General features: G+C 66.2%; 16 protein-coding genes and 1 pseudogene. 9 read left to right on the top strand and 8 right to left on the bottom strand.

Translation table 11 applies throughout. From position 1 onward, the window contains the following. Positions 1-246 (bottom strand): annotated as a pseudogene (locus RTQ83_RS21545) (RES domain-containing protein); the annotation flags it as partial. Between the two features lie 10 nt (positions 247-256). Beyond that, complete coding sequence (locus tag RTQ83_RS21540; protein WP_312519231.1) at positions 257-694, bottom strand: MbcA/ParS/Xre antitoxin family protein; 438 nt, start codon at positions 692-694, stop codon at positions 257-259. Between the two features lie 167 nt (positions 695-861). Between RTQ83_RS21540 and RTQ83_RS21535 the strand changes: the two genes are divergently transcribed. Continuing rightward, positions 862-1,272, top strand: coding sequence for a DUF4440 domain-containing protein (locus RTQ83_RS21535; protein WP_312519229.1), 411 nt, complete (start codon positions 862-864; stop codon positions 1,270-1,272). A gap of 48 nt (positions 1,273-1,320) precedes the next feature. Here the strand turns inward: RTQ83_RS21535 and RTQ83_RS21530 are convergent, their stop codons facing one another. Genes RTQ83_RS21530 through RTQ83_RS21520 form a run of 3 tightly spaced genes read right to left on the bottom strand, consistent with a single transcriptional unit; the run spans position 1,321 to position 3,954 of the window. Further along, positions 1,321-2,142: a hypothetical protein gene (locus RTQ83_RS21530; RefSeq protein ID WP_312519227.1), complete on the bottom strand. Its 822-nt coding sequence runs from the start codon at positions 2,140-2,142 to the stop codon at positions 1,321-1,323. A gap of 4 nt (positions 2,143-2,146) precedes the next feature. After that, positions 2,147-2,848 (bottom strand): hypothetical protein, encoded by a 702-nt coding sequence (locus RTQ83_RS21525; protein WP_312519224.1) that lies wholly within the window; start codon positions 2,846-2,848, stop codon positions 2,147-2,149. After that, a complete protein-coding gene (locus RTQ83_RS21520) occupies positions 2,848-3,954 on the bottom strand; it encodes a sialidase family protein (protein ID WP_312519222.1) in 1,107 nt (368 codons plus the stop codon). The genes RTQ83_RS21525 and RTQ83_RS21520 overlap by 1 nt, the downstream gene beginning before the upstream one ends. 396 nt (positions 3,955-4,350) lie before the next feature. Between RTQ83_RS21520 and RTQ83_RS21515 the strand changes: the two genes are divergently transcribed. Next, positions 4,351-5,415: an MBL fold metallo-hydrolase gene (locus tag RTQ83_RS21515; protein WP_312519219.1), complete on the top strand. Its 1,065-nt coding sequence runs from the start codon at positions 4,351-4,353 to the stop codon at positions 5,413-5,415. Positions 5,416-5,418: 3 nt separating this feature from the next. On the opposite strand, the gene RTQ83_RS21510 is transcribed toward RTQ83_RS21515, so the two are convergent. The 3 genes from RTQ83_RS21510 to RTQ83_RS21500 all read right to left on the bottom strand — a co-directional run bounded on the left by RTQ83_RS21510 (position 5,419) and on the right by RTQ83_RS21500 (position 9,430). Then, complete coding sequence (locus RTQ83_RS21510) at positions 5,419-6,525, bottom strand: metallophosphoesterase (RefSeq protein WP_312519216.1); 1,107 nt, start codon at positions 6,523-6,525, stop codon at positions 5,419-5,421. 157 nt (positions 6,526-6,682) lie between these two features. Further along, positions 6,683-8,386, bottom strand: a complete 1,704-nt coding sequence (recJ, locus tag RTQ83_RS21505; protein WP_312519214.1) for a single-stranded-DNA-specific exonuclease RecJ — start codon at positions 8,384-8,386, stop codon at positions 6,683-6,685. A gap of 27 nt (positions 8,387-8,413) precedes the next feature. Then, entirely contained in the window at positions 8,414-9,430 is a 1,017-nt protein-coding gene (locus RTQ83_RS21500; RefSeq protein ID WP_312519211.1) for a hypothetical protein, read from the bottom strand. Between the two features lie 212 nt (positions 9,431-9,642). Here RTQ83_RS21500 and RTQ83_RS21495 point away from each other — a divergent pair, with 212 nt between their 5' ends. The 7 genes from RTQ83_RS21495 to RTQ83_RS21465 all read left to right on the top strand — a co-directional run bounded on the left by RTQ83_RS21495 (position 9,643) and on the right by RTQ83_RS21465 (position 20,205). Then, positions 9,643-10,926: a lipoprotein-releasing ABC transporter permease subunit gene (locus RTQ83_RS21495; protein WP_312519208.1), complete on the top strand. Its 1,284-nt coding sequence runs from the start codon at positions 9,643-9,645 to the stop codon at positions 10,924-10,926. 31 nt (positions 10,927-10,957) lie between these two features. Further along, positions 10,958-12,232, top strand: coding sequence for a lipoprotein-releasing ABC transporter permease subunit (locus RTQ83_RS21490; protein ID WP_312519206.1), 1,275 nt, complete (start codon positions 10,958-10,960; stop codon positions 12,230-12,232). Beyond that, on the top strand, positions 12,225-12,932 hold the full coding sequence (lolD, locus tag RTQ83_RS21485) for a lipoprotein-releasing ABC transporter ATP-binding protein LolD (RefSeq protein WP_312519204.1): 708 nt from the start codon (positions 12,225-12,227) through the stop codon (positions 12,930-12,932). The genes RTQ83_RS21490 and lolD overlap by 8 nt, the downstream gene beginning before the upstream one ends. Positions 12,933-12,934: 2 nt before the next feature. Next, positions 12,935-13,732: a TatD family hydrolase gene (locus RTQ83_RS21480; RefSeq protein WP_312519202.1), complete on the top strand. Its 798-nt coding sequence runs from the start codon at positions 12,935-12,937 to the stop codon at positions 13,730-13,732. Positions 13,733-13,891: 159 nt separating this feature from the next. Then, on the top strand, positions 13,892-16,699 hold the full coding sequence (locus tag RTQ83_RS21475) for a type VI secretion system Vgr family protein (RefSeq protein WP_312519199.1): 2,808 nt from the start codon (positions 13,892-13,894) through the stop codon (positions 16,697-16,699). Positions 16,700-16,723: 24 nt separating this feature from the next. Continuing rightward, positions 16,724-18,448 (top strand): hypothetical protein, encoded by a 1,725-nt coding sequence (locus RTQ83_RS21470; RefSeq protein ID WP_312519196.1) that lies wholly within the window; start codon positions 16,724-16,726, stop codon positions 18,446-18,448. Next, positions 18,445-20,205 carry a T6SS immunity protein Tli4 family protein gene (locus RTQ83_RS21465; RefSeq protein WP_312519195.1) on the top strand — a complete coding sequence of 587 codons (1,761 nt, stop codon included), beginning with the start codon at positions 18,445-18,447 and terminating at the stop codon, positions 20,203-20,205. The genes RTQ83_RS21470 and RTQ83_RS21465 overlap by 4 nt, the downstream gene beginning before the upstream one ends. Positions 20,206-20,326: the final 121 nt, after the last annotated feature.

Below are 20,326 nucleotides of genomic sequence, written 5' to 3'. Positions count from 1 at the left end.
GATGATGCGGAGGTTGGGCAGGCCGAACACCAGTTCGTCCATGCCGATGCCCGGCAACAGGCCGGATTCGCCGCGCAGCCGCTCGCTGGTGGCGTTGTCGAGGTCGAACAGGTCGCGCAGGGCGCTGTCATTTTCGGCCAGCGGAGCGAGCACCGAATCCTCGATGTCGGCGAAGCGCGACGGGATCAGGCGGCAGGTGTCGTACTGGCGCAGCAGGTTGAGTTTGGGGACGAGGCGCAGGGCCATGGGCGCTCGCTCACAGTCCGCCGCGGCGGGCGTCGAGCAGGCGGCGCACGTTCTGCATCGCCAGCAGGCCGCCGCCCAGCATGTAGGCCAGCGGGGTGCGGCCGGCGAATACTGGGTTGGTATTCGGCAGGTGCACCCATTCGTCGGCCAGCTTGTCGCCGTACAGGATGTGCAGCGCTTTATAGATGCCGAGCAGGTAGGAGATGCGCGTGATGCGGTCGACTTCGAGCACGCGCTCGGGATTCTTCTTCCATTCGTAGTACGACGACGATGACAGGCCGCCCAGCAGTTCGCGTGCATCGTCGTCGCGTACCTGCCAGGCTGTGGCCAGCCTGAAGAATCCGGTCAGGGCCGAGCGCGACAGGCGTTCGCGTTCGGCTCGGGAATTGAGGTCGACCAGTACCGCCGGCTCGAAGCGGCTCTTGGGATAGGCGTAGGCTAGGCTCATGATTCCTCCGGTATTGGAGTCTTTATACTCCGATTTAAAAAACATCGCAACCGTTGGTTGTAAAGACCGCGCGACAATGACAGAATTCCTGAATTGCCAAATCGCAAACCTCGCTCCCCATGCGCCTACGCTCGCTCTCACTCCTGGCAGTCTGCCTGGCGGCAGTCATGACGGCTGGTGGCGCGCGCCAGACCAACGCCGACCTGCGTCGGCAGGTGTTCGAGAGCGAAAGCGCGTTCGCTGCCACGATGGCGGCGCGTGATTTCGACGGCTTCGGGCGTTTCCTGGCGCACGAGGCGGTGTTCATGTCGGGGACGCAGGCGCTGCGCGGCAGCCAGGCCGTGCAAAAGGCGTGGCGCCGCTACTACGATGGTCCGCAGGCACCGTTCTCGTGGCAGCCGGAACAGGTAGAGGTGCTGGAGTCGGGCACGCTGGCCTACAGCAGCGGCGCGATCCGCGACCCGGCGGGCAAGCGGATCGGGAACTTCAATTCGGTATGGCGCCTGGAAGCGCCGGGGCGCTGGCGGGTGGTATTCGATCGGGTCGCGCAAGACCGCGGTTGCGATTGCCGGCAATAGGAAATCGAGGCGAAAAAAAAGCCGGCCCTCGAGGCCGGCTCCCGAGCCTCAGTCGCCGAGGCCCACGGTATTCATCATCGCGCTGGCACCAGCACCGGCACTCAGCATCCAGCCGTTCATGAACAGGAACAGCATCAAGAGCGCAAACAGCACCGAGATGCGGCGTGCCGAAACGCCTTCGAACAGCGCCGGCTTGTTGTACGCCACGCCGACGAAATAGGCGCCGAACACGGTGGCCATGTAGTGCACCGCGCCGAACAGTTCGCCCAGCTCGCCCTTGCGCGGGTGCTCGATGAAGATGTGCGACAGGATCACCAGGATCAAATACGGCACCGAGGCGGCCAGCGGCGGCAGGTACAGGCCGAAGCGCTCGACGAAGGTGCGGATCGCCGGACGCTTGCGCGCCAGCAGCGGCAGGATCAGGTTGTGGGTCAGGCCGGCGATGACGATGATCTTCAGCAGCACCGCCTTGTGCAGGCTTTCCTTGCCGAAGCCGAGGTTGTGCAGGTTGGTCTCGCCCTGGCGGTTATTCTGCAAGAAGAATTCCGACGACTGGATCTGCAGGATGCGCTGGAACCAGCTGATCTCTTCCAGCGCGGCCAGCGCCACCAGCGCCGACAGGCCGCCCAGCACCAGCACTTCCAGGCCGAAGCCGTTGCGCTTGTAGCGGTCCACCGTCACGTAGCCAAGCAGGCCGGCGGTCAGCGCGAAGGCCAGGAACTGGGTCCACTCGACGATGCCGTCCTCGACCAGCAGGCGCGACAGCTCATGCGGATTGTCTTTCCAGATCAGGGCCAGCAACAGCGCGAACGCGTTGATCACGCTCGCGGTGACGATCACCGGGTGCTTGTACCATTTTTGATTTTCCAACTACTTACTCCTTCACAGACGAAAATTGTTCCAGCGGTGCCGGCTGCAGCACGGGCGCCAGCGGCGCTTCCTGGCTGCCGACCACCCGGTCGCTGGCGCGGCGGCCGCTCTTGCGCACGGCGCCGGCAGCCAGGGTAAAGACGGCCCAGCCGCACAGCAGCGGATCGAGCATCGCATCCCACAGGTTGCCGGTCGGCAGGCGCAGCAGCGAGAACAGGGCGATCGCGCCCAGCATCGCCGACGCCGGGCTGCGCGCATGGCCGCGCACGATCGCCAGTGCGCAAGCCGCCGCACCCAGCGCCGCGACGGCCGGCGCCAGTGTAGGCCAGAAGCCGGCGTGATAGAAGCCGCGCGCCAGCAGCCCGAAGGTGTCCAGATACAGCAGCGTGCCGCATACCACCAGCACCCCGGCCAGCGTATGCGGCATGGCGCGGCTGCGGCGGATGCCGTGCCAGCGTTCGACCAGACGCAGCGCGCAGCAGCCGACCAGCAGGCCGCTCGGGTACTGGAACGCCAGGCCCAGCCACCAGGCCGGCGACAGTTCGCCCGGCAGCAGCATCGCCACCAATGCGCCGCCGAGGATCGCGGCCAGTACCGGCCGCGTCAGCGCCGGGCCGCGCCACAGCGCGGCGACGATGGTGGCGGCGACCACGGCCCAGCCGAGCCGGGCGTAGACGATTTGCAGTGCCAGGTCAGGCAAGGTCATCAGATGGTATCTCCGAGCGTGATCTTGTAGCGGTGGTGCGCGATGTTCTGACGCTGCCAGGTATAGGTGATGTGCAGCTCGTCGCCGACCTGCTGCATGGTCGGGTACGAGAATTCGTCGCCGGCCGGGCCCTTGGCTATGTCGGCCACCGTGCGCCAGGTGCGCAGGTCGTCCGAGATCGACAGGCGCAGCAGGTTGCGGTCCGAGCCGCCGGCAGCAATATGGTTATGCAGCATCAGGAACTGGCCGCTGGTCAGGCGGATCGCCGCCACCGACGTGCTCTTGTTCGGCAGATCCAGCGCCGGCAGGTCTTCCCAGCTGGCGCCGCCGTCGCGGCTGCTGGCGTGCTGCACGCGCATCTGCTCGCTATCGTCGCGCATCAGGGCCCGCACTTCGGTGGCGGACACCGGCACGATGGCCGGCTGCAGCGTCGAGGTGCTGTGGCCGATGCGCGCCAGCGAAGTCGGATTGCCGTCGGCGTCGAACGCCATCAGCATCGGATACTTGTTGCCGATCTCGAAATACACCGGCAGCCACCAGCCGCCGTCGCTCAGCGCCACCGGCGAGGTGCGCACCAGAGCGCTGGTGTTGAACAGCGGCGAAGTTGGCAGCACGCGGCGCACCGTGAAGCTGGCGCCGCCGTCGGTCGAGACGATATGCGCGATACGCGCCGCCGCCCAACCACCCAGGCCGGTGGCCACCACGTACAGGTGGACCTTGCCGGCGCGGTCGGTCCAGGCGACCGGATTGCCGATGCGGCGCACGCCGTAGCCGAGCGCCTTGCCGAGCGACTCGCGGCTGGCCACTTCCCATGGCGCGCTCCAGGCGCCGTTGCGCCAGCGCGAAGCAAATACCTTCACGTCCGGACCGCTCTCGCGGCTGCCGGCCCACCAGAACGCCAGCATGCCGTCGCCGGCCAGCGGCGTCAGGGCGCTGGCATGCGCCGACGGCATGTTGTTCGGGGCGGGGATGTGGGTGCGCGACAGTTCGGTCAGGGTCGCCGGCGCGGTCCTCGAGGCGGCATCAGCCGCACCCATGCTGGGCAGGGCGGTGGCGCGCGCGGCATGACTCCAGCGCAGCGCTTCGGCGCCGATCACGAGCAGCACGATGAGGGCACAAACGAGGACGGTCCAGTTGCCAATGAGGTGGCTACTAAGCGACCGGGGATTCCGGGATATTTCCATACGCTCCAGTGGTGGGAACCCAGCAGACACGTTCGGCACTCCGGGCTCGGACATCAAGTTCCCGGAATCGATGCGTTGCATCTTTGGAATCGCGGGATCGCCTTGGCAAACTTGTGCGTCGGCGAAAGGCGCTATCCTACCGGAAAGCGATCAAGAATGCATGGGCCGGGTGCAAAAATGGGGCGAATACGCCACCGTCTGTACACCTGGTTGGCGGTGTCGCTGCCGTGCCCGCCTTATGCCCGGCATGTGCTCATGTAATACTGGCGCTCCCGACAGCTTCTACTCAGCCGCATGCCCACTCTACGTCCAATATCCGTGCTGGTCCTTGGCCTGCTTCTTGCCGGTTGCGCGAACGTCAACCCGTATTTCGACTCTAACAAGCCGCACCACCGGCCTGAAGGATTCGCCAACAACTACCCACCGAACCCCGCCTATCAGCGCCCGAAGCTCGGCTTCTTCGAGGGCTGGGCGGCGCGCATCCGCAACTGGACCGAGGATGCGGATGCACGGGCACCACGCGCGCCGATCGAACCGGTGACGCCGGACCTGGCCTTCATCCACGCCAACCGTAGCGAACCGGCGCTGACCTGGATCGGGCACGCGACCTTTCTGTTCCAGACCGGGACCGGGATGAACATCCTTACCGATCCGGTGTTCGACGAGCGCGCGTCGCCGGTGCCGTTCGCGGGGCCGAAGCGGCACCAGCGTCCCGGCGTGGCGCTGGCCGAGCTGCCACGCATCGACGTGGTCTTGCTCAGCCATTCGCACTACGACCACCTGTCGAAGGATTCGCTGCGCGCGCTGTACCGACAGGCCGGCGGGCCGCCGCTGCTGGTGGCGCCGCTGGGCGTGGACATCTGGCTGGCGAACAACGTTACCGGCGGCGACCGTTCGCGCATCGTCAAGCTGGACTGGTGGGACAAGACCACGGTCGACGGCGTCGAGCTGCACCTGCTGCCGGTGTTCCACTGGTCGGCGCGCTCGCCGTGGGACCGCAACGAAACGCTGTGGGGTGGATTCGCGGTGACGCGGCCGGGGTTCTCGTTCTTCTTCTCGGGCGACCTGGCGTACTCAAAAGATATCCAGGACATCGCGGCGCGCTTCGACGGCTTCGACCTGGCGGCGGTGGGGATCGGGGCGTATCAGCCGGTGTGGTACCGCAATTCGCACGTCAGTCCGGACGAGGCGGTGCGGATTCATCGCGAGCTGAAGATCAAGCGGAGTGTCGGCATGCACTGGGGGACCTATCCGATGGGGCAGGAGCGGCTGGATCAGGCGCCGCTCGACCTGGCACAGGCGCGCGAGGCACAGGGCGTGGCCGAGGACGCCTTCTTCGTGATGAGGCACGGGGCGACGTATCGGCCGCAACAAGACCAGTAAGCGCTACGGTGCGCGCAGCGTCAGCTTGAGAATTTCGCCCGGCTGCCACAAACGCATGCGCGGTCCCCAGCCGCCGGCGCCACGGCTGATCAGGAGCTGCATGTCGCCTTCGCGGTGCAAGCCGACCATGTGCGGGAATTCGCGCGCCACCAGGTGGTTGAACGGCCAGATCTGCCCACCGTGGGTGTGTCCAGACAGCATCAGGCTCACGCCTTCGCGCGCCGCGCGCTGGACCAGCCCCGGCGCCGGGATGTGCGACATCAGGATCGTTGCACCTTCGCTGCGGCTGGGGATGGTGCGTCCCAAACCCGCGTAGATATCGCCACCACCGCGCATCGCGCGACCGATGTCGTCCAGCCCCGCCAGATGCAGCCCGGGCGCGATCTCGACCCGTTCGTCGCGCAGCCAGCGCACGCCGCCGGCGGCGAATTCCTCGATGGTGCCGCCGGCGTCGCCGTAGTATTCGTGGTTGCCGGTCACCGCCCATACGCCCATCGGCGGTTGCAGGCGGCGCAGCACCGGCGCCAGCTGGTCATCGTTGATCGGCTCGTCCTCGACCTGGTCGCCCAGCATCAGCACCGCGGCCGGCTTCAATTCGTTGATCTGGTCCACGCGCTTGCCCAGCCACGCTGCACGGCGCTGGGCACCCAGGTGGGTGTCGCTGATCGCCACCACCACGGTGCCGTCCAGCGCTTTCGGCAAGCCTTGCAGCACCAGTTCATGTTCGACGATCGCCGGCGCACGCACCGCCTGGAAGATGGCGAAGGCGCTGATCGTGACACCCGCGACCGCACCGATCAGGCGGATGCGCGGTCCGTGCTTACGCAGCCAGAAACCGAAGCCGGTAATGACGTCGGCCAGCAGCAGCCACTGCGTGGTCACGAACAGCACCCCGAGCCAGGTCATCGCGAATTGCCCCGGCCACCAGCGCCAGTCGAGCGCCGCGTCGCCCATGCGCAGGCCAAACATGTAGAGCAGCCACAGCAGCACGGCGCCGGCCCACCAGGCGCGCGCCGGAATGCGTGCGCGCACCGGGCCCAGCGCATACAGGCGGTGGGCGACGTAGAAATGCATCAGCGTGCCGATGACGTTCAGGATGATCGAAAACATGCGTGCTCCTGCCGGGTCCTGGCCGGCGACGTGAATCGAAAGGGATGTTGGCGCACCGTGGGAGCACGGCGCGGCGCGCCAATGATATTGGCAAAGTGGAATATATGTCGCCGGAATGTATCCCGGCGGCATATTTACGGGACTTGCCGGAGCGGATTCAGGCCGCCTCGGCGTGCTCGACCAGCAGCTGCACCTTGGTCACGCCGTTGTACTCGTTGGCGTCGAGCCGGAACGCGACGCGCGCACGTTCGCCCAGGCCGTCCGTATGCCCGAACCAGATCGCGTCGTAGCGCCGGCCGTTCCGTTCGAGCAGCAGCTTGAGGTGGCGTTCCTTCAGCACACGCTGGCTGACCACGCGGAATTCGTCGCAGAACACCGGCGGCGCGAAGCCCTGGCCCCACACCTGGCCGTCCATCAGTTCGATGAAGCCGGTCGAATAGAACTCGTCCTCGAGCGGGCCGTCGGTCTCGATGATGCGTTCCAGCTGGGCTTCGGTGAGCCAGGCCTGGCCGACCGCCTCGAACGCCTGGCAGAAGTGGTCGAACGCATCGTGGCGGATCGACAGGCCGGCCGCCATCGCGTGGCCGCCGAATTTGTCGATCAGGCCCGGCACGCGCTTGGACACCAGGTCCAGCGCGTCGCGCATGTGAAACCCAGGGATCGAACGTCCCGAGCCCTTGATCCAGCCGTCGCCGGCCGGAGCGAAGGTGATGGTCGGGCGGTAGAACTTTTCCTTCAGGCGCGAGGCGACGATGCCGATCACGCCCTGGTGCCAGCCGTCGTCGAACACCGCGATGGTGCTGGCGCTGGTCGGCTCGAAGCTGTCCAGGTGCAGCAGGGCGGTGTCCTGCATCTCGGCTTCGATCTCGCGCCGCTTGAGGTTGATCTCGTTGAGCTGCTGGGCGATGGCCCAGGCGCGGCCTTCGTCGTCGGTGGTCAGGCACTCAATCCCGAGCGACATGTCTTCCAGCCGGCCGGCGGCGTTCAGGCGCGGACCGACCGCGAAACCGAGGTCGAACGGCGAGGCGCAGCGCGCTTCGCGGCCGGCCACGCGGAACAGCGCCGCCACGCCGGCGTGCATGCGGCCGGCGCGCATGCGCTTCAGGCCCTGCGCCACCAGGATGCGGTTGTTGGCATCGAGCTTGACCACGTCCGCCACGGTGCCGAGCGCCACCAGATCGAGCAGGTGGTCGAGCTTGGGCTGTGATTGAGCATCGAACACGCCGCGCTTGCGCAGTTCGGCGCGCAGCGCCAGCAGCACATAGAACACCACGCCGACACCGGCCAGGTTCTTGCTCGGGAAGCCGCATTCGGGCTGGTTCGGATTGACGATCACGCGCGCCGGCGGCAGCGAGTCGCCCGGCAGGTGGTGGTCGGTGACCACGACTTCGATGCCGCGCCGGTTGGCTTCGAGCACGCCGTCGATGCTTGCGATGCCGTTGTCGACGGTGATGATCACGTCCGGCGACTTTTCGCGCGCGGTGAGTTCGACGATCTCGGGCGTCAGGCCGTAGCCGTACTCGAAGCGATTCGGGACGATGTAGTCGACGTGGGCGTTCATCGCGCGCAGGCCGCGCAGGGCCACGGCGCAGGCGGTGGCGCCGTCGCAGTCGTAGTCGGCGACGATGGTCATGCGCTTGCCGGCCTGGATGCAGTCGGCCAGGAAAGCGGCGGCGGCGTCGATGTGTTTCAGGCCGGCGGGCGGCGACAGCGCGGCCAGCTCGCTGGCCAGTTCGCGGGTGTGTTCCAGCCCGCGCGCGGCGTAGATGCGCGCCAGCACGGGATGGACGCCTTCCTGGCGCAGCAGTTCCGAGGTGCGGAACGGGCAGGGGCGGGTGGTGATGCGGGTCTTCTGGGTCAAATCGGTCTCGGTCTGTTCTTTACGTGGTCAGGCGGCTTTCAGCGCGTCGAGGGTCGGGCGGCGCCAGAATTTACGCTGCGCCATCGGCGTGGTGCTGGACTCCAGCAAGCCTTCGCGGCTGCTCAGCACCAGGCGCAGTTCGCGCACGCGGCCATCCTTGACGGCGGCCAGCAGCGGCGCGAACAGCGCGCTTTCGAGCTGCTGCATGCCCTGCAGCCAGGCGCTCCAGTCGGCGGCGATCGCCGCTTCGGCCAGGTTGGCGGCGACCAGCAGGCCGTCGTTCGTCAAGGCGCCAGCGAGCTTGTCGAGCGATGCCAGTTTGCGCTCGCCGAGCGCGGCCAGCCAGCCCGGCGCGGCGTAGGTGCTCATGGCGTGCTTCGGCGTCTGCTCGCCGCCCGCGCCCCAGACCCAGAACGCGTTCACGGCCGGCAGCCGGCGCGCCTCGCGCGCGGCATTGGCCGGATGGCCGTGCCAGGCCATCTGCACTTCGTTCTGCAGGCGCCGGAACGGCCGCGCATCGACGTGTTTGGGCATGAAGTCGGTCAGGTCCATGCCGACCACGGTGTCCGGGCTGGCGATGTCGAAGCTCCAGCCGTCGGCGCGCAGGAACCAGGTCTCGGCGTCGCCATACACCAGAGCGTGTCCCAGTTCTTCGCACAGCAGGCGCGCGCTGTCGAACAGGGCGAGGCTGTCGTCGTCGTTCAGCCGCAGCTGGCGCGGGTCGGCCATCATCAGGTGGCTGCGCGCGACCTGGATGTGGCCGGGCGTGACCAGGTGCCAGGCGCTGCCATCCGGATCGAGCCCGAGGCCGCGCATGGCGGCGTTGGCGAAGGCCGGGCGGCCGTCGGCGCTCAGGCCGAGGGTGCGCGCCAGCCAGGCTTCGTGCGGCAGCGCGCTCGGAAGCGGACTGGCCGCGGCCGGGCGCACCACCGCGCCGCGCGACAGCAGGGCGGCCAGGGACGGCGCGTCCAGGGCGCGGACCAGGTCGGGGGCGAATTCGGGGAGCGGGAGTGCGTAAGGCAGGACAAGCGTAATATGAGCCATCCCGCTATTTTAGGCCAAATGGCGCGCGTCCGGGCGGCTCGGATGCGCTTTCGCCACGGCGGTCCGAACCGTGGTTCGGCGCGTTTTCAAGGATGAAACATTGAATTCTGCGCCACGAATGTGGTTTGTCTGGCAAACTGCCGGGTTGGCACCGCATGGAGCGTGCAGTCTGGATCGATTTACCTGCTATTCGACCGCATGAATTTGACCGTATGAGCATCACCCACAAACTTCCCTACGAATGGCAGGTCGGCCTGCGCTATACCCGCGCCGGCAAGCGCAGCAGCCGCAACAGCTTCATTTCCTTCATCTCGCTGGCCTCGGTAGCCGGCATCGCACTGGGCGTGGCGGCACTGATCGTGGTGCTGTCGGTGATGAACGGCTTCCAGAAGGAAGTCACCAGCCGCATGCTGTCGGTGCTGGCCCACGTCGAGGTGTTCGACGCGCGCGGCGCCATGCCCGACTGGCGCGCCAGCGCCGCCCAGGCCCTGCGCCACCCCGAGGTGCGCGCCGCGGCGCCGTTCATCGATGCGCAGTCGATGCTGCTGGTCGACGGCGTCATGAAGCCGGCGTTGCTGCGCGGCGTCGATCCGGGGCTTGAGGGCAAAGTCTCCAGCATTGCCCAGCAGATGACGGCCGGGAGTTTCGATTCGCTGCGTCCCGGTTCCTTCAATGTGGTGCTGGGCCGCGCGCTGGCGACGTCGCTGGGCGTCGAGGTGGGCGACCGCGTGACGCTCCTGATCGCCAACGGCGAAGCGCTCGGCGCCGCAGCCACCTCTGGCCAGAACCCGCTGCCGCGCACGCGTGCGCTGACCGTCTCCGGCATCTTCCAGGCCGGTCACTTCGAATTCGATTCGACCCTGGCGCTGGCCAACGTCGAAGACGTGCAGACCGCTGCCGGCGTGTCGGCCCCCGCCGGCCTGCGGCTGCGCCTGGCCGATCTGCAGGAAGCGCCACGCGTCGCGCTCGAACTGCGTTCCATGCTGCCGGAAGAGCTGTACCTGCGCGACTGGACCAAGGTCAACGCCGTCTGGTTCGCCGCCGTGCAGTCGCAGAAGCGCATGATGTTCATCATCCTGACCATGATCGTGGCGGTGGCCGCCTTCAACCTGGTCTCGACGCTGGTGATGACGGTCAAGGACAAGCAGGCCGACATCGCGATCCTGCGCACACTGGGTTCCTCGCCGCGCTCGATCATGAAGATCTTCATGGTGCAGGGCACGCTGGTCGGGCTGCTCGGCGCCGGCCTGGGCGTGCTGCTGGGGGTGACGGTGGCGCTGAACGTCGACGTGATCGTGCCCTTCATCGAGCGCGTGCTGGGCGTGCACTTCCTGTCGCAGGAGGTGTACCTGATCAGCGAGATGCCGTCCGAGCTGGTGTGGAACGACGTGGCCTGGATCGGCGGCGTGGCGGTGCTGCTGTCGTTCCTGGCCACGATCTACCCGAGCTGGTCGGCGTCGCGTACGCGTCCGGCCGAGGCGCTGCGTTATGAGTGAGGCAAAGAGTGAAGCAAAAAGCGACGGTCGTATGAGTTTCATCCACAAACTTCCCTACGAATGGCAGGTCGGTCTGCGCTACACGCGCGCCGGCAAGGGATCGTCCGAACGGGGCGGCAATGGGTTTATTTCGTTTATCTCCTTGATCTCGGTGGCCGGCATCGCGCTCGGCGTGGCGGCCCTGATCATCGTGCTGTCGGTGATGAACGGCTTCCAGAAGCAGGTGACCGACCGCATGCTGTCGGTGCTGGCCCACATCGAGGTGTTCGATGCCTCGGGCAGCATGCCGGACTGGCAGGCCAAGGCGAAGGAGGCGATTCGCAATCCCGCGGTGCGCGGCGCGGCACCGTTCGTCGAGACGCAAGGCTTGCTGCTGCGCGACGGCGTGATGCGTCCGAGCGTGGTGCGCGGCGTGCTGCCGGGCGTGGAAGATCAGGTGTCGAGCGTGGCGCAGCAGGTGCGTGCGGGCAGCTTCGATGCCTTGAAGCCGGGCAGCTTCAACATCGTGCTCGGCTACGCGCTGGCACGCGCGCTCGGCGTCGGCCTGGGCGACAAGGTGACCATGGTGCTGGCGCAAGGGCAGATCACGCCGGCCGGCATCGTGCCGCGCACGCGCAGCTTCAATGTTGCCGGGATTTTCGAGGCCGGCCACTTCGACTTCGACGCCACGCTGGCTTTCGTGCACGTGGAGGACGCGCAGCGCCTGGAACGGCTGCCGGCGCCGTCCGGCCTGCGCCTGCGCATCGCCAACATGCGCGAAGCGCCGGAAGTGGCGGCGGAACTGAAAAAAACCATGAGCGGCGACCTGACCTTGCGCGACTGGCCCAAGCTGAATGCCAACTGGTACGCTGCCGTACAGACCGAAAAGAAGATGATGTTCATCATCCTCACCCTGATCATTGCGGTAGCCGCCTTCAACCTGGTCTCCAGCCTGGTGATGACGGTGACCGACAAGCAGCCCGACATCGCGATCCTGCGCACGCTGGGCTCTTCGCCCGCGTCGATCATGAAAATCTTCATGATCCAGGGCGCGGTGGTCGGCCTGCTCGGCACGCTGGCCGGTGTGGGGATGGGCGTGGGCGTGGCCCTGAACATCGATGTGATCGTCCCGTTCATCGAACGGTTGTTGGGAGTGGAGTTCTTGTCCAAAGATATTTACGTGTTCAGTACCGTGCCGTCCGACCTGCATTGGCCGGACGTCTACATCATCGGCATCGTCTCGGTGCTGCTGTCCTTCGCCGCGACCCTATACCCGAGCTGGGCGGCGTCGCGCGTCAAACCGGCGGAGGCGCTGCGCTATGAGTGATGCGATGAACAATGCCGGCACGCCGATCCTGGCTTGCCGCGGCCTCGGTAAAACCTTCAGCCAGGGCGATGCCCAGGTGCGGGTACTCGACAACATCGACTTCGCCGTGTATCGCGGCGAGCGGGTTGCGATCGTCGGCGCGTCGGGCTCCGGCAAGTCGACCCTGCTGCATTTGCTGGGCGGGCTGGATACGCCGAGCACCGGCTCGGTGACCCTGAAAGGCGAAGATTTCGCCAGCCTGTCCGAGACGCGCCGCGGCGACCTGCGCAACAGCGCGCTCGGCTTCGTCTACCAGTTCCACCATCTGCTGCCGGAATTCTCGGCGCTCGACAACGTCATGATGCCGCTCCTGATCCGGCGCGAGGCTCGGCCGGTGGCCTTGGAGCGCGCGCAGGCGATCCTGGAACGGGTCGGCCTGGGACGGCGCGTGGTGCACCGTCCGGGCGAGCTGTCCGGCGGCGAACGCCAGCGGGTAGCGCTGGCGCGCGCGCTGGTGACCCAGCCGGCCTGCGTGCTGGCCGACGAGCCGACCGGTAACCTCGACCAGACCACGGCCCAGGTCATCTTCGACCTGATGCTGGAGCTGGCGCAGACCCTCGGCACCGCGTTCGTGATCGTGACCCACGACATGGAACTGGCGCGCCGTTGCGACCGCGTGCTGCGCATGACCGAACACGGCCTGCAGCCGGTGGTGCCATAAGCATGTGGATCGACACCCACGTCCACCTCGATGCGCGCGAGTACGGCGGCGACGGCGCCGGCGTGGCGAGCCGCGCGGCGCAGGAGGGCGTGTCGATGATCGTGATCGTGGCGGTCGAACGCGGCAACTTCGAGGCGGTCAGGTCGCTGGCCCACGGCAGCCCGAACGCCTGCTATGCGCTCGGCATCCACCCGATCTGCGTGCCGCAGGCACAGGACGACGACCTGGTGTTCATGCGCGCGGCGGTGGAGCAGGCGATGAACGATCCGCGCTTCGTCGGCATCGGCGAAGTCGGCCTCGATTTCTTCATTCCCGAGCTGTGCACGCCGGAGATGCGCGACAAGCAGGAACGGTTCTTCCGTGAGCAGTTGCGCATCGCGCGCGACTTCGGCCTGCCGGTGCTGACTCACGTGCGGCGCTCGCAGGACCAGGTGCTCAAGCACCTGCGCCAGATCCGTCCGCCGGGCGGCATCGCGCACGCCTTCAACGGCAGCTTCCAGCAGGCGCAGAACTTCATCGACCTGGGCTTTCACCTGGGCTTTGGCGGCAATATGACCTTCACCCGCGCGCTGCAGATCCGGCGCCTGGCGACCGAGCTGCCGCTGGAGTCGATCGTGCTGGAAACCGATTCGCCCGACATCGCGCCTGCCTGGATTCACCCGGGTAGGAATAGTCCGGAGCAGCTGCCGGGCATCGGCGCAACGCTGGCCGAGCTGCGTGGCCTGCCGCTGGACGAGGTGCGGCGCGCTGCCTGGGATGCGTCGCTGAAGGCGATTCCGCGCCTGGCCGGCTTGGTATAAGCGCTGTGAGGGTCGCGCTTTTACCACGCGACAGAAGTTTTACCAGAAAAGTTCAGGCGAACTCACTCGACATTGCTGAGCCTTAGCAAGGCCCGGCCCGGGCCGCCATGCCAAGATGTTTTCCTCGCTGCGCAAGCGGCTACCTGACAGGAGAACCCCTTGGACAGCGCGAGCGAATTCCTGCGCATGTTGCAGCACGAGCGTTCGCTCACCACCGCCCACCGCCCGATCCGGCTGCGCCTCGGCCTGGCTGACGGCGGCGCCTTTGCCGACGAGGTGCTGCTGCCGCAGCGCGTCGCCGGGAACGAATCGATCTGCGGCGGCATCGACTACGTCGTCACCTGCATCGCCAGCACGCCGCGCCTGCCGCTCAAGGAACTGATCGCGCTGCCGGCCGAGATCCAGTTCGTCACCGACCAGGGCCAGTTGCGCGGCGCCTGCGGCATCGTGGCCGAGGCGCGCGCCGGCGACTACGACGGCGGCATGGCGGTCTACCAGCTGGTGGTGCGCGATGCGCTGGCGATCATGGAAAAACGCATCAACAGCCGCGTGTTCCGCAGCCAGAGCGAGCTGGCCATCGTGCAGCTGCTGTTCGACGAATGGCGCCAGTCGAATCCGGTGCTGGCCAGTGCCTTCCACTACGAACTCGACCCGCTGCTCGACCCGCGCCAGTATCCTGCGCGCGAACAGACCATGCAGTACAACGAGTCCGACGCCGCCTTCGTGCGGCGTCTGCTGCGCCGGCGCGGCGTGGCCTGGACCGTCCGACCCGGACAAGCGCGCGGCGGCAGTCTCGACGTCGAGCGCGACACCACCCCGGCCCACACCCTGGTGCTGTTCGCCGATCCCCATTCGCTGCCGCGCAACGCCGCCGGCACCGTGCGCTACCACCGCGGCGGCGCCACCGAGGAACGGGACACCATTGTCTCGTGGAGCGCGGCGCGCCGCCTGCAGCCGGGCAGCACCACGCGCCACAGCTGGGACTACCGCAATCCGGGCGGCAGCCAGTTCATGACCGCCACCGCCCACGGCAGCGCCGACCAGGGCCGCAGCGGCAACCAGCTGGCCGCCAGCCTGGACGACTACGTGGTCGAGATGCCGCACGCCGGCAACGACGTCGACGATCATTGGCGCCTGGGCCAGGTGCGCATGGGACGCCACGAATTCGAGACCAAGTGCTTCCACGGCGAAGGCACCGCGCGCGACCTGCGTGCCGGCGAATGGTTCACCCTGAGTGGACACCCCGAGATCGACGCCCATCCGGCGGCCGAGCGCGACTTCGTCGTCACCGCGCTGCGGGTCGAGGCCGAGAACAACCTGCCGGCCGACGTCGCTGGCCGCGTTCGGCGCCTGATGGGTGCCTGGCTGGACGGCGAGGGCGGCGCGTTCAGCGACACCACGCCGACGCTGCAGACGGTGCGGGTGCGGGTCGGCTTCGACGCCGTGCGGCGCGGCATTCCACTGGCGCCGGCATTCGACCCGCGCGTCGACCTGCCGCATCCGCAGCTGCAAAGCGCGATCGTCACCGGCCCGGCCGGCGAAGAAGTGCATTGCGATGCGCTGGGCCGGGTGCGCATCCGCTTTCCCGGCATGCGCCCGGCCGACCACGGCCACGCCCAGGGCGCGGGCGCCTCAGACACCGCGGCCGATTCGGCCTGGGTGCGCGTTGCCTCCAACTGGGCCGGCAGCGGCGCCGGCGCCCAGCAGCAATCAGGCACGCTCGGCCTGCCGCGCGTGGGCACCGAAGTCTTGGTCGCCTTCCTCGGCGGCGACCCGGACCGGCCGGTGATCCTGTCCCAACTCTATAACGGCCGCGCCCAGCCGCCGGCACTCAGCCGCGCCGGCGAACTGCCCGGCAACCGCTACCTGTCCGGCATGCGCAGCCGCGAAATCGGCGGTGCGCGCGGCGGTCAGCTGCTGTTTGACGACACGCCGGGGCAGATCGGCGTACAGCTGGCCAGCGAGCACGCCAATGCCGAACTCAACCTGGGCTGGATGTCCGAACCGCGCGCCAACGGCCAGGGCACGCCGCGCGGCGAGGGCGCCGAACTACGCAGCAGCAAGGCGGTGGCGGTGCGCGGCGGCGAGGGTGTCCTGATCAGCGCCGGCGGCAGGGACCATGACAGTGTCGCCCAGCTCGAGCGCAGCGGCCTGGTCGGGATTGCCGAGGTGATGCACGGGGTGCTCGACGAGCTGGGCCGGCTGGCGGCCGAACACGGCGAAGACGAGCAGGCCAGGCCGCGCCTGGCCGAACTGGCGCGCCGCCTGCGCGGCTGGCACGAGGGTAGCAATGTGGCGCCGGATGCCGCAGCAGACGGCGCGGGCGCCCAGCCGATGGCGGCGGTGACGGCGCCGGCCGGCGTGGTGCTGGCCAGCGACGACAGCATCGCCCTCGGGGCGCAGGAAAAGATCGACATCGTCTCGGCCGGCGACGCCGAGCTGGCCACCGGCCGCAGTCTGTTTCTGCGCGCCTCGCGCGCACTGAGCGTGTTCGCCTACGAGCTGGGAATGAAGCTGATCGCCGCACGCGGCAACGTGGCGATCGAGAGTCACAAGGGCGGCATCGAATTGAAGTCGTCCGGGCGCATCAGTCTCATTTCCGCCGAAGCGATCCATATCGAAGCGCCTTCCGTCAGGATCGTGTCGCAAGGCGCGCAAACCGATTGGGCGGACAGGAAAATCGTCCAGCAAAGCAGTGGCGAGCACGTGCTGAAGGCGGCGGCGATCGTGCGCGCCGGTGCCGGCGGCGGCAATCCGGTCGCGCCCGACTTCGCCACCAGCGACCTCAACACCGACGAGCGCCTGGTGCTACGGCATCTGCAAACGCGCGAACCTATTCCCGGTCAACGTTACATCGCGCACCTCGAGGATGGAAGAACGGTCGAAGGAATCAGCGACGAGCACGGACGCACGGCGCTGGTCCAGGGCGCTAGCCTCGGCACCGTTCGCTTCGAACTTCTTCCATAACCTTGCCGCAGGGGCCATGTTGTCATGAGCGAGTCGACCCGACCACTCCCATCGCTGATTCCCTTGCCGAACGGCGGGTGGCAGGCCAGTTCCTTCATGTCGTCGGCGCAGTACACCTTGCGCGGATTGGGGCTGGTCCCTCCCAACAAGATCATCCCGGTCATCTTTGTACCCGGCATCATGGGCACGAACTTGCGGGCCAAGAAGAAGCCACGGTTGGGTCGCGTCGAGGACGAGCGCCACCAGATGGTCAAGGCTGGCCAGCCTGTCTGGCGTGCGCCCAATGGAATCATCGAGGGGCTCGTCGCCGCACGTGTCTGGGACAACTATTCGGCGCGAGAGCGCCAATTGATGCTCGACCGCGCTACCCTCGAAGTAGACCCCGATGGTCCTGTCGTCATGCCGGATTCCGAAGACGGTTATGTCTTGACCGAGGGCGAGGTGCGCGCGCGCGGGTGGGGCGAGGTACATGCCGATGCGTATGGCGGCCTTCTGTACGGACTGCAGACGCGCCTGAATCAAACGTTCCGCTATGACGAGCAGATGAAGACGCGTTCTATCAGCCAGCATTGGAAGGACGTGATGACATGCGATCCGCAGCGTTGGGGGCTGAGCCGGTTTGCGCCGCTGACCGAAGAGCACCTGGTGAAGCATGCCCAGTTCTACTTCCCGGTCTATGCGGTTGGATACTGCTGGCTGGACGACTGTACAACGTCGGCCGAACTGCTGGAGAAGCGCATTCTCGCGATCATCGACACCTGGAAGAAGGCGCAGCGGCAGTGCTCGCAAGTGATCCTGGTGACGCATTCGATGGGGGGGCTGGTCGCCAGGGCGTGCGCGAAGCGCATTCCGGACCAGATCGCCGGCGTCATCCACGGTGTGCTGCCGGCACTGGGTGCGCCAGTTACCTACCGCAGGCTCGCTGGTGGCACTGAGCCGTTTTCCCTGAATAGCTATCCTCTCAAGAAGTTTGCAGATTCCAGGCTGGCGATGGTGTTGGGGGACAGTACAGAAAAAACCACACCTGTGATGGCAACTTCACCCGGAGCGCTTGAGCTTCTGCCCAATCACCTGTACCCGCACCCTTGGCTGCATGTGCGCGTGGTCCGGCTTGTCGCCAACCCAAAGGCGCACCATGGGTACTATGGCGTTGAGGCAAAGCATTATGACGCGCTGACTTTTCCGAATGCGAACCTGAAGAATCCCTATGATCTATATCGAGATACGAAGTCCTGGTTTCGCGTGATCGATCCAAATCTGGCCGATCCGGCAGATAAATATCGCGGCAAGGTAGATGGTGTGGAATCCAGGATTGGAAGAGCAGTGACTGCTGCGGAGGTTTTCCATAATACGCTTGGCGAGTATTACCATCCCAATACGTATGCGTTCTATGGCGACGATCGGGACCAGGCGTCATTCGGGCAGGTCCGTTGGATTGCTTTTCAACAGCCGGGAGCGAGCACCGCGCTCACCCCCGCCAACCTGACTGCAGCGCAGTATGTCGGCCAATCCGCTACCGGACAGCGCAGGGTGCTTGTCGAGGGAAAGACAGAATTGCGTTTCGCACTAGACCGCCAAGATGCGCGCGGCGATGGCACCGTGCCGCACCAGTCCGGCGCCGGTCCGGCCGGTAAAGTAAAGCAGGTGTTTGCGACCGAGGGCTATGACCACCAGGGATCGTTTAACAATGAGCACATGCTCATGTTGACGCTCCGCTTGGTTACCAAGATTGTGCAGGAGATCGCGTGAAAAGTTGGTTCCGCAGCAGGCTGGCGAAAATGCTGGCCGGGGCCCTGCTCGCGGGATTGGCGGCGACCTGGGCCGTGGGAAAGGCTATAGATAAACGCGAAGTGGATCGGCGGGATCAACATAAGGTAGCGCTCATGACCGACAAAATGAAAACAGTATGTGTCGGCAGGTTCTTGATTGACTTGCCGGAAGAGGCGCAGGTTGAATTGGGAAGGGCGAGTATCGACGGTTTCGACATCTCGGGATTCCATGAAAGCGAGGACGAGTTCCATAAACGGCTTGCCGATCGCGAGGCGCAACTCGGTGCCAAACCCGACTGGCGTGGTGGTAATAAGAACCTGGAGGTCGCGCGTGACGTCAAGACCAGTAGCGGCCTTGCCGGGAAGATTTTCTTCCACAGCCGGACCGTCGAAGAGGGCACGCGGGGCAATGGACTGGGTGGGGTGGAACGCTATCGCTATGAGGGGATTTCGACCGAAGCACTGGTTCATGGTCATGGGATCAGCATCGATTTGTTCTTTGAAGACCGTCGGCTTGACTGGCTCGAGGATCTGCCCCGGCTGGTCGAACAGCTGGTCACAAATCCCCATAACCGTATCCCAGCCGAGCCGGGATTTTGCATGGACCGGCTTTATATACGCGAACCCCTCCGCGCCGAGCAGCGCGAACAGATCATGATGTCTGCCCGACTGCCTAGTCATCCCGATGTCGAGATCATGTTCATCCTGGGGGCGGGAGTCAAACCTTCCGAGCACGGCCTATTGGCAAGGTCTGATGCTGCGGATGCAAAATGGTCGATTGCGGACCTGATGCGTGTGACGAGATTAAGGGGCGCGCCACGGGAAATCGGCGGCTTGGCCGGGGAAGAACTGGTCGAACGGGTGGTCGAGGTAAACGAGGCGCGCGTCCACAGCTTCTGGTGGGAGGTTGACGGAACCGAAGACAATGTTTTGGTTCCGCATCTCGTATTCAGGATGACGACCGGGGTCGGACGGGGCAAGCCAGTGCCATCCTCACTATCCGACGGCGCCGCGCTCGGGTTGTGGGACAAGATCACCTCCAGCATACGCCTGCGCCCGACGCAGCCAGCGGAGATCAGCCACGGCGAAGCGCCGGCTACTCCGCTCGGCACCTACGCCACGGCCGGCGAGCGCTGCCCTGAAAGCGGCTGGTGGCTGTGCAGTGATGGCGGCGATGGCATCGGTGTACTGGGCGGTCAGCGACAATACATCAGAAAAGGCGACACGGTGCCCCAGGCCCTGCTGCTTCCTCCACGCACCTTGTGGGACAAAGTGCGTGGCGTGCAGCCCAGCTTCGAATCGAAGAACGTGACTTTCTGGAAGCTGGTCGATAAGCGCAGTCAGAAGCGTGCGCCACCGTCTCCGGCACTGGCTTTGCCCGTCGCACCGTTCAGCACCGCCATTGCCCGCCACGGCGTTGCGATGAGTGATCAAAGTCGCGTGAGCGTCGGCAGTTTTGCCGTGACCGGAACGCCATGTCCGGCCAGCGGCTGGTGGCGTTGCGAACAGTCGCACGCGCTCGACAGCACTCGCTGGTTTGCGCAAGGCACCTTGCTGCCGCCGGCAACGTTTGCTGTGTCGCCTGGCGTATTCGGCAGATCGACGAATGTCCCCAAAACGATCCGGCGTCGCGGTGAATGGAGGCTTGTCCGCCTGGCGGACGAGCCGGGACAATCCTGTTCCGATGCGCCGGGAGCCGCGCTGGAAACCGCGGATCAATCAGTTCGGCATGCATAGTTGCGTGAATCAGGCCGTACACGTTACTGCATTGTTCAACCAGTCTGTCTGGCCGTTCCACTTACGCAAAGGCTGCCATGTATCGTCTACGCTTCTCCAGGAGTTGGGTTCGCGGCAGTTT

It is taken from the genome of Massilia sp. (genome assembly GCF_031995545.1).
Classification (GTDB): Bacteria; Pseudomonadota; Gammaproteobacteria; order Burkholderiales; family Burkholderiaceae_D; genus Telluria.
The sequence above is the reverse complement of the archived record's forward strand: the minus strand, read 5'-3'. Positions and strand labels throughout refer to the sequence as shown.

Coding starts and splice junctions, on each gene's coding strand:
- RTQ83_RS21540 (WP_312519231.1), bottom strand. CDS start 694: ATGAGCCTAGCCTACGCCTATCCCAAGAGCCGCTTCGAGCCGGCGGTA.
- RTQ83_RS21535 (WP_312519229.1), top strand. CDS start 862: ATGACGGCTGGTGGCGCGCGCCAGACCAACGCCGACCTGCGTCGGCAG.
- RTQ83_RS21525 (WP_312519224.1), bottom strand. CDS start 2,848: ATGACCTTGCCTGACCTGGCACTGCAAATCGTCTACGCCCGGCTCGGC.
- RTQ83_RS21510 (WP_312519216.1), bottom strand. CDS start 6,525: ATGTTTTCGATCATCCTGAACGTCATCGGCACGCTGATGCATTTCTAC.
- RTQ83_RS21500 (WP_312519211.1), bottom strand. CDS start 9,430: ATGGCTCATATTACGCTTGTCCTGCCTTACGCACTCCCGCTCCCCGAA.
- RTQ83_RS21495 (WP_312519208.1), top strand. CDS start 9,643: ATGAGCATCACCCACAAACTTCCCTACGAATGGCAGGTCGGCCTGCGC.
- RTQ83_RS21490 (WP_312519206.1), top strand. CDS start 10,958: ATGAGTTTCATCCACAAACTTCCCTACGAATGGCAGGTCGGTCTGCGC.
- lolD (WP_312519204.1), top strand. CDS start 12,225: ATGAGTGATGCGATGAACAATGCCGGCACGCCGATCCTGGCTTGCCGC.
- RTQ83_RS21480 (WP_312519202.1), top strand. CDS start 12,935: ATGTGGATCGACACCCACGTCCACCTCGATGCGCGCGAGTACGGCGGC.
- RTQ83_RS21470 (WP_312519196.1), top strand. CDS start 16,724: ATGAGCGAGTCGACCCGACCACTCCCATCGCTGATTCCCTTGCCGAAC.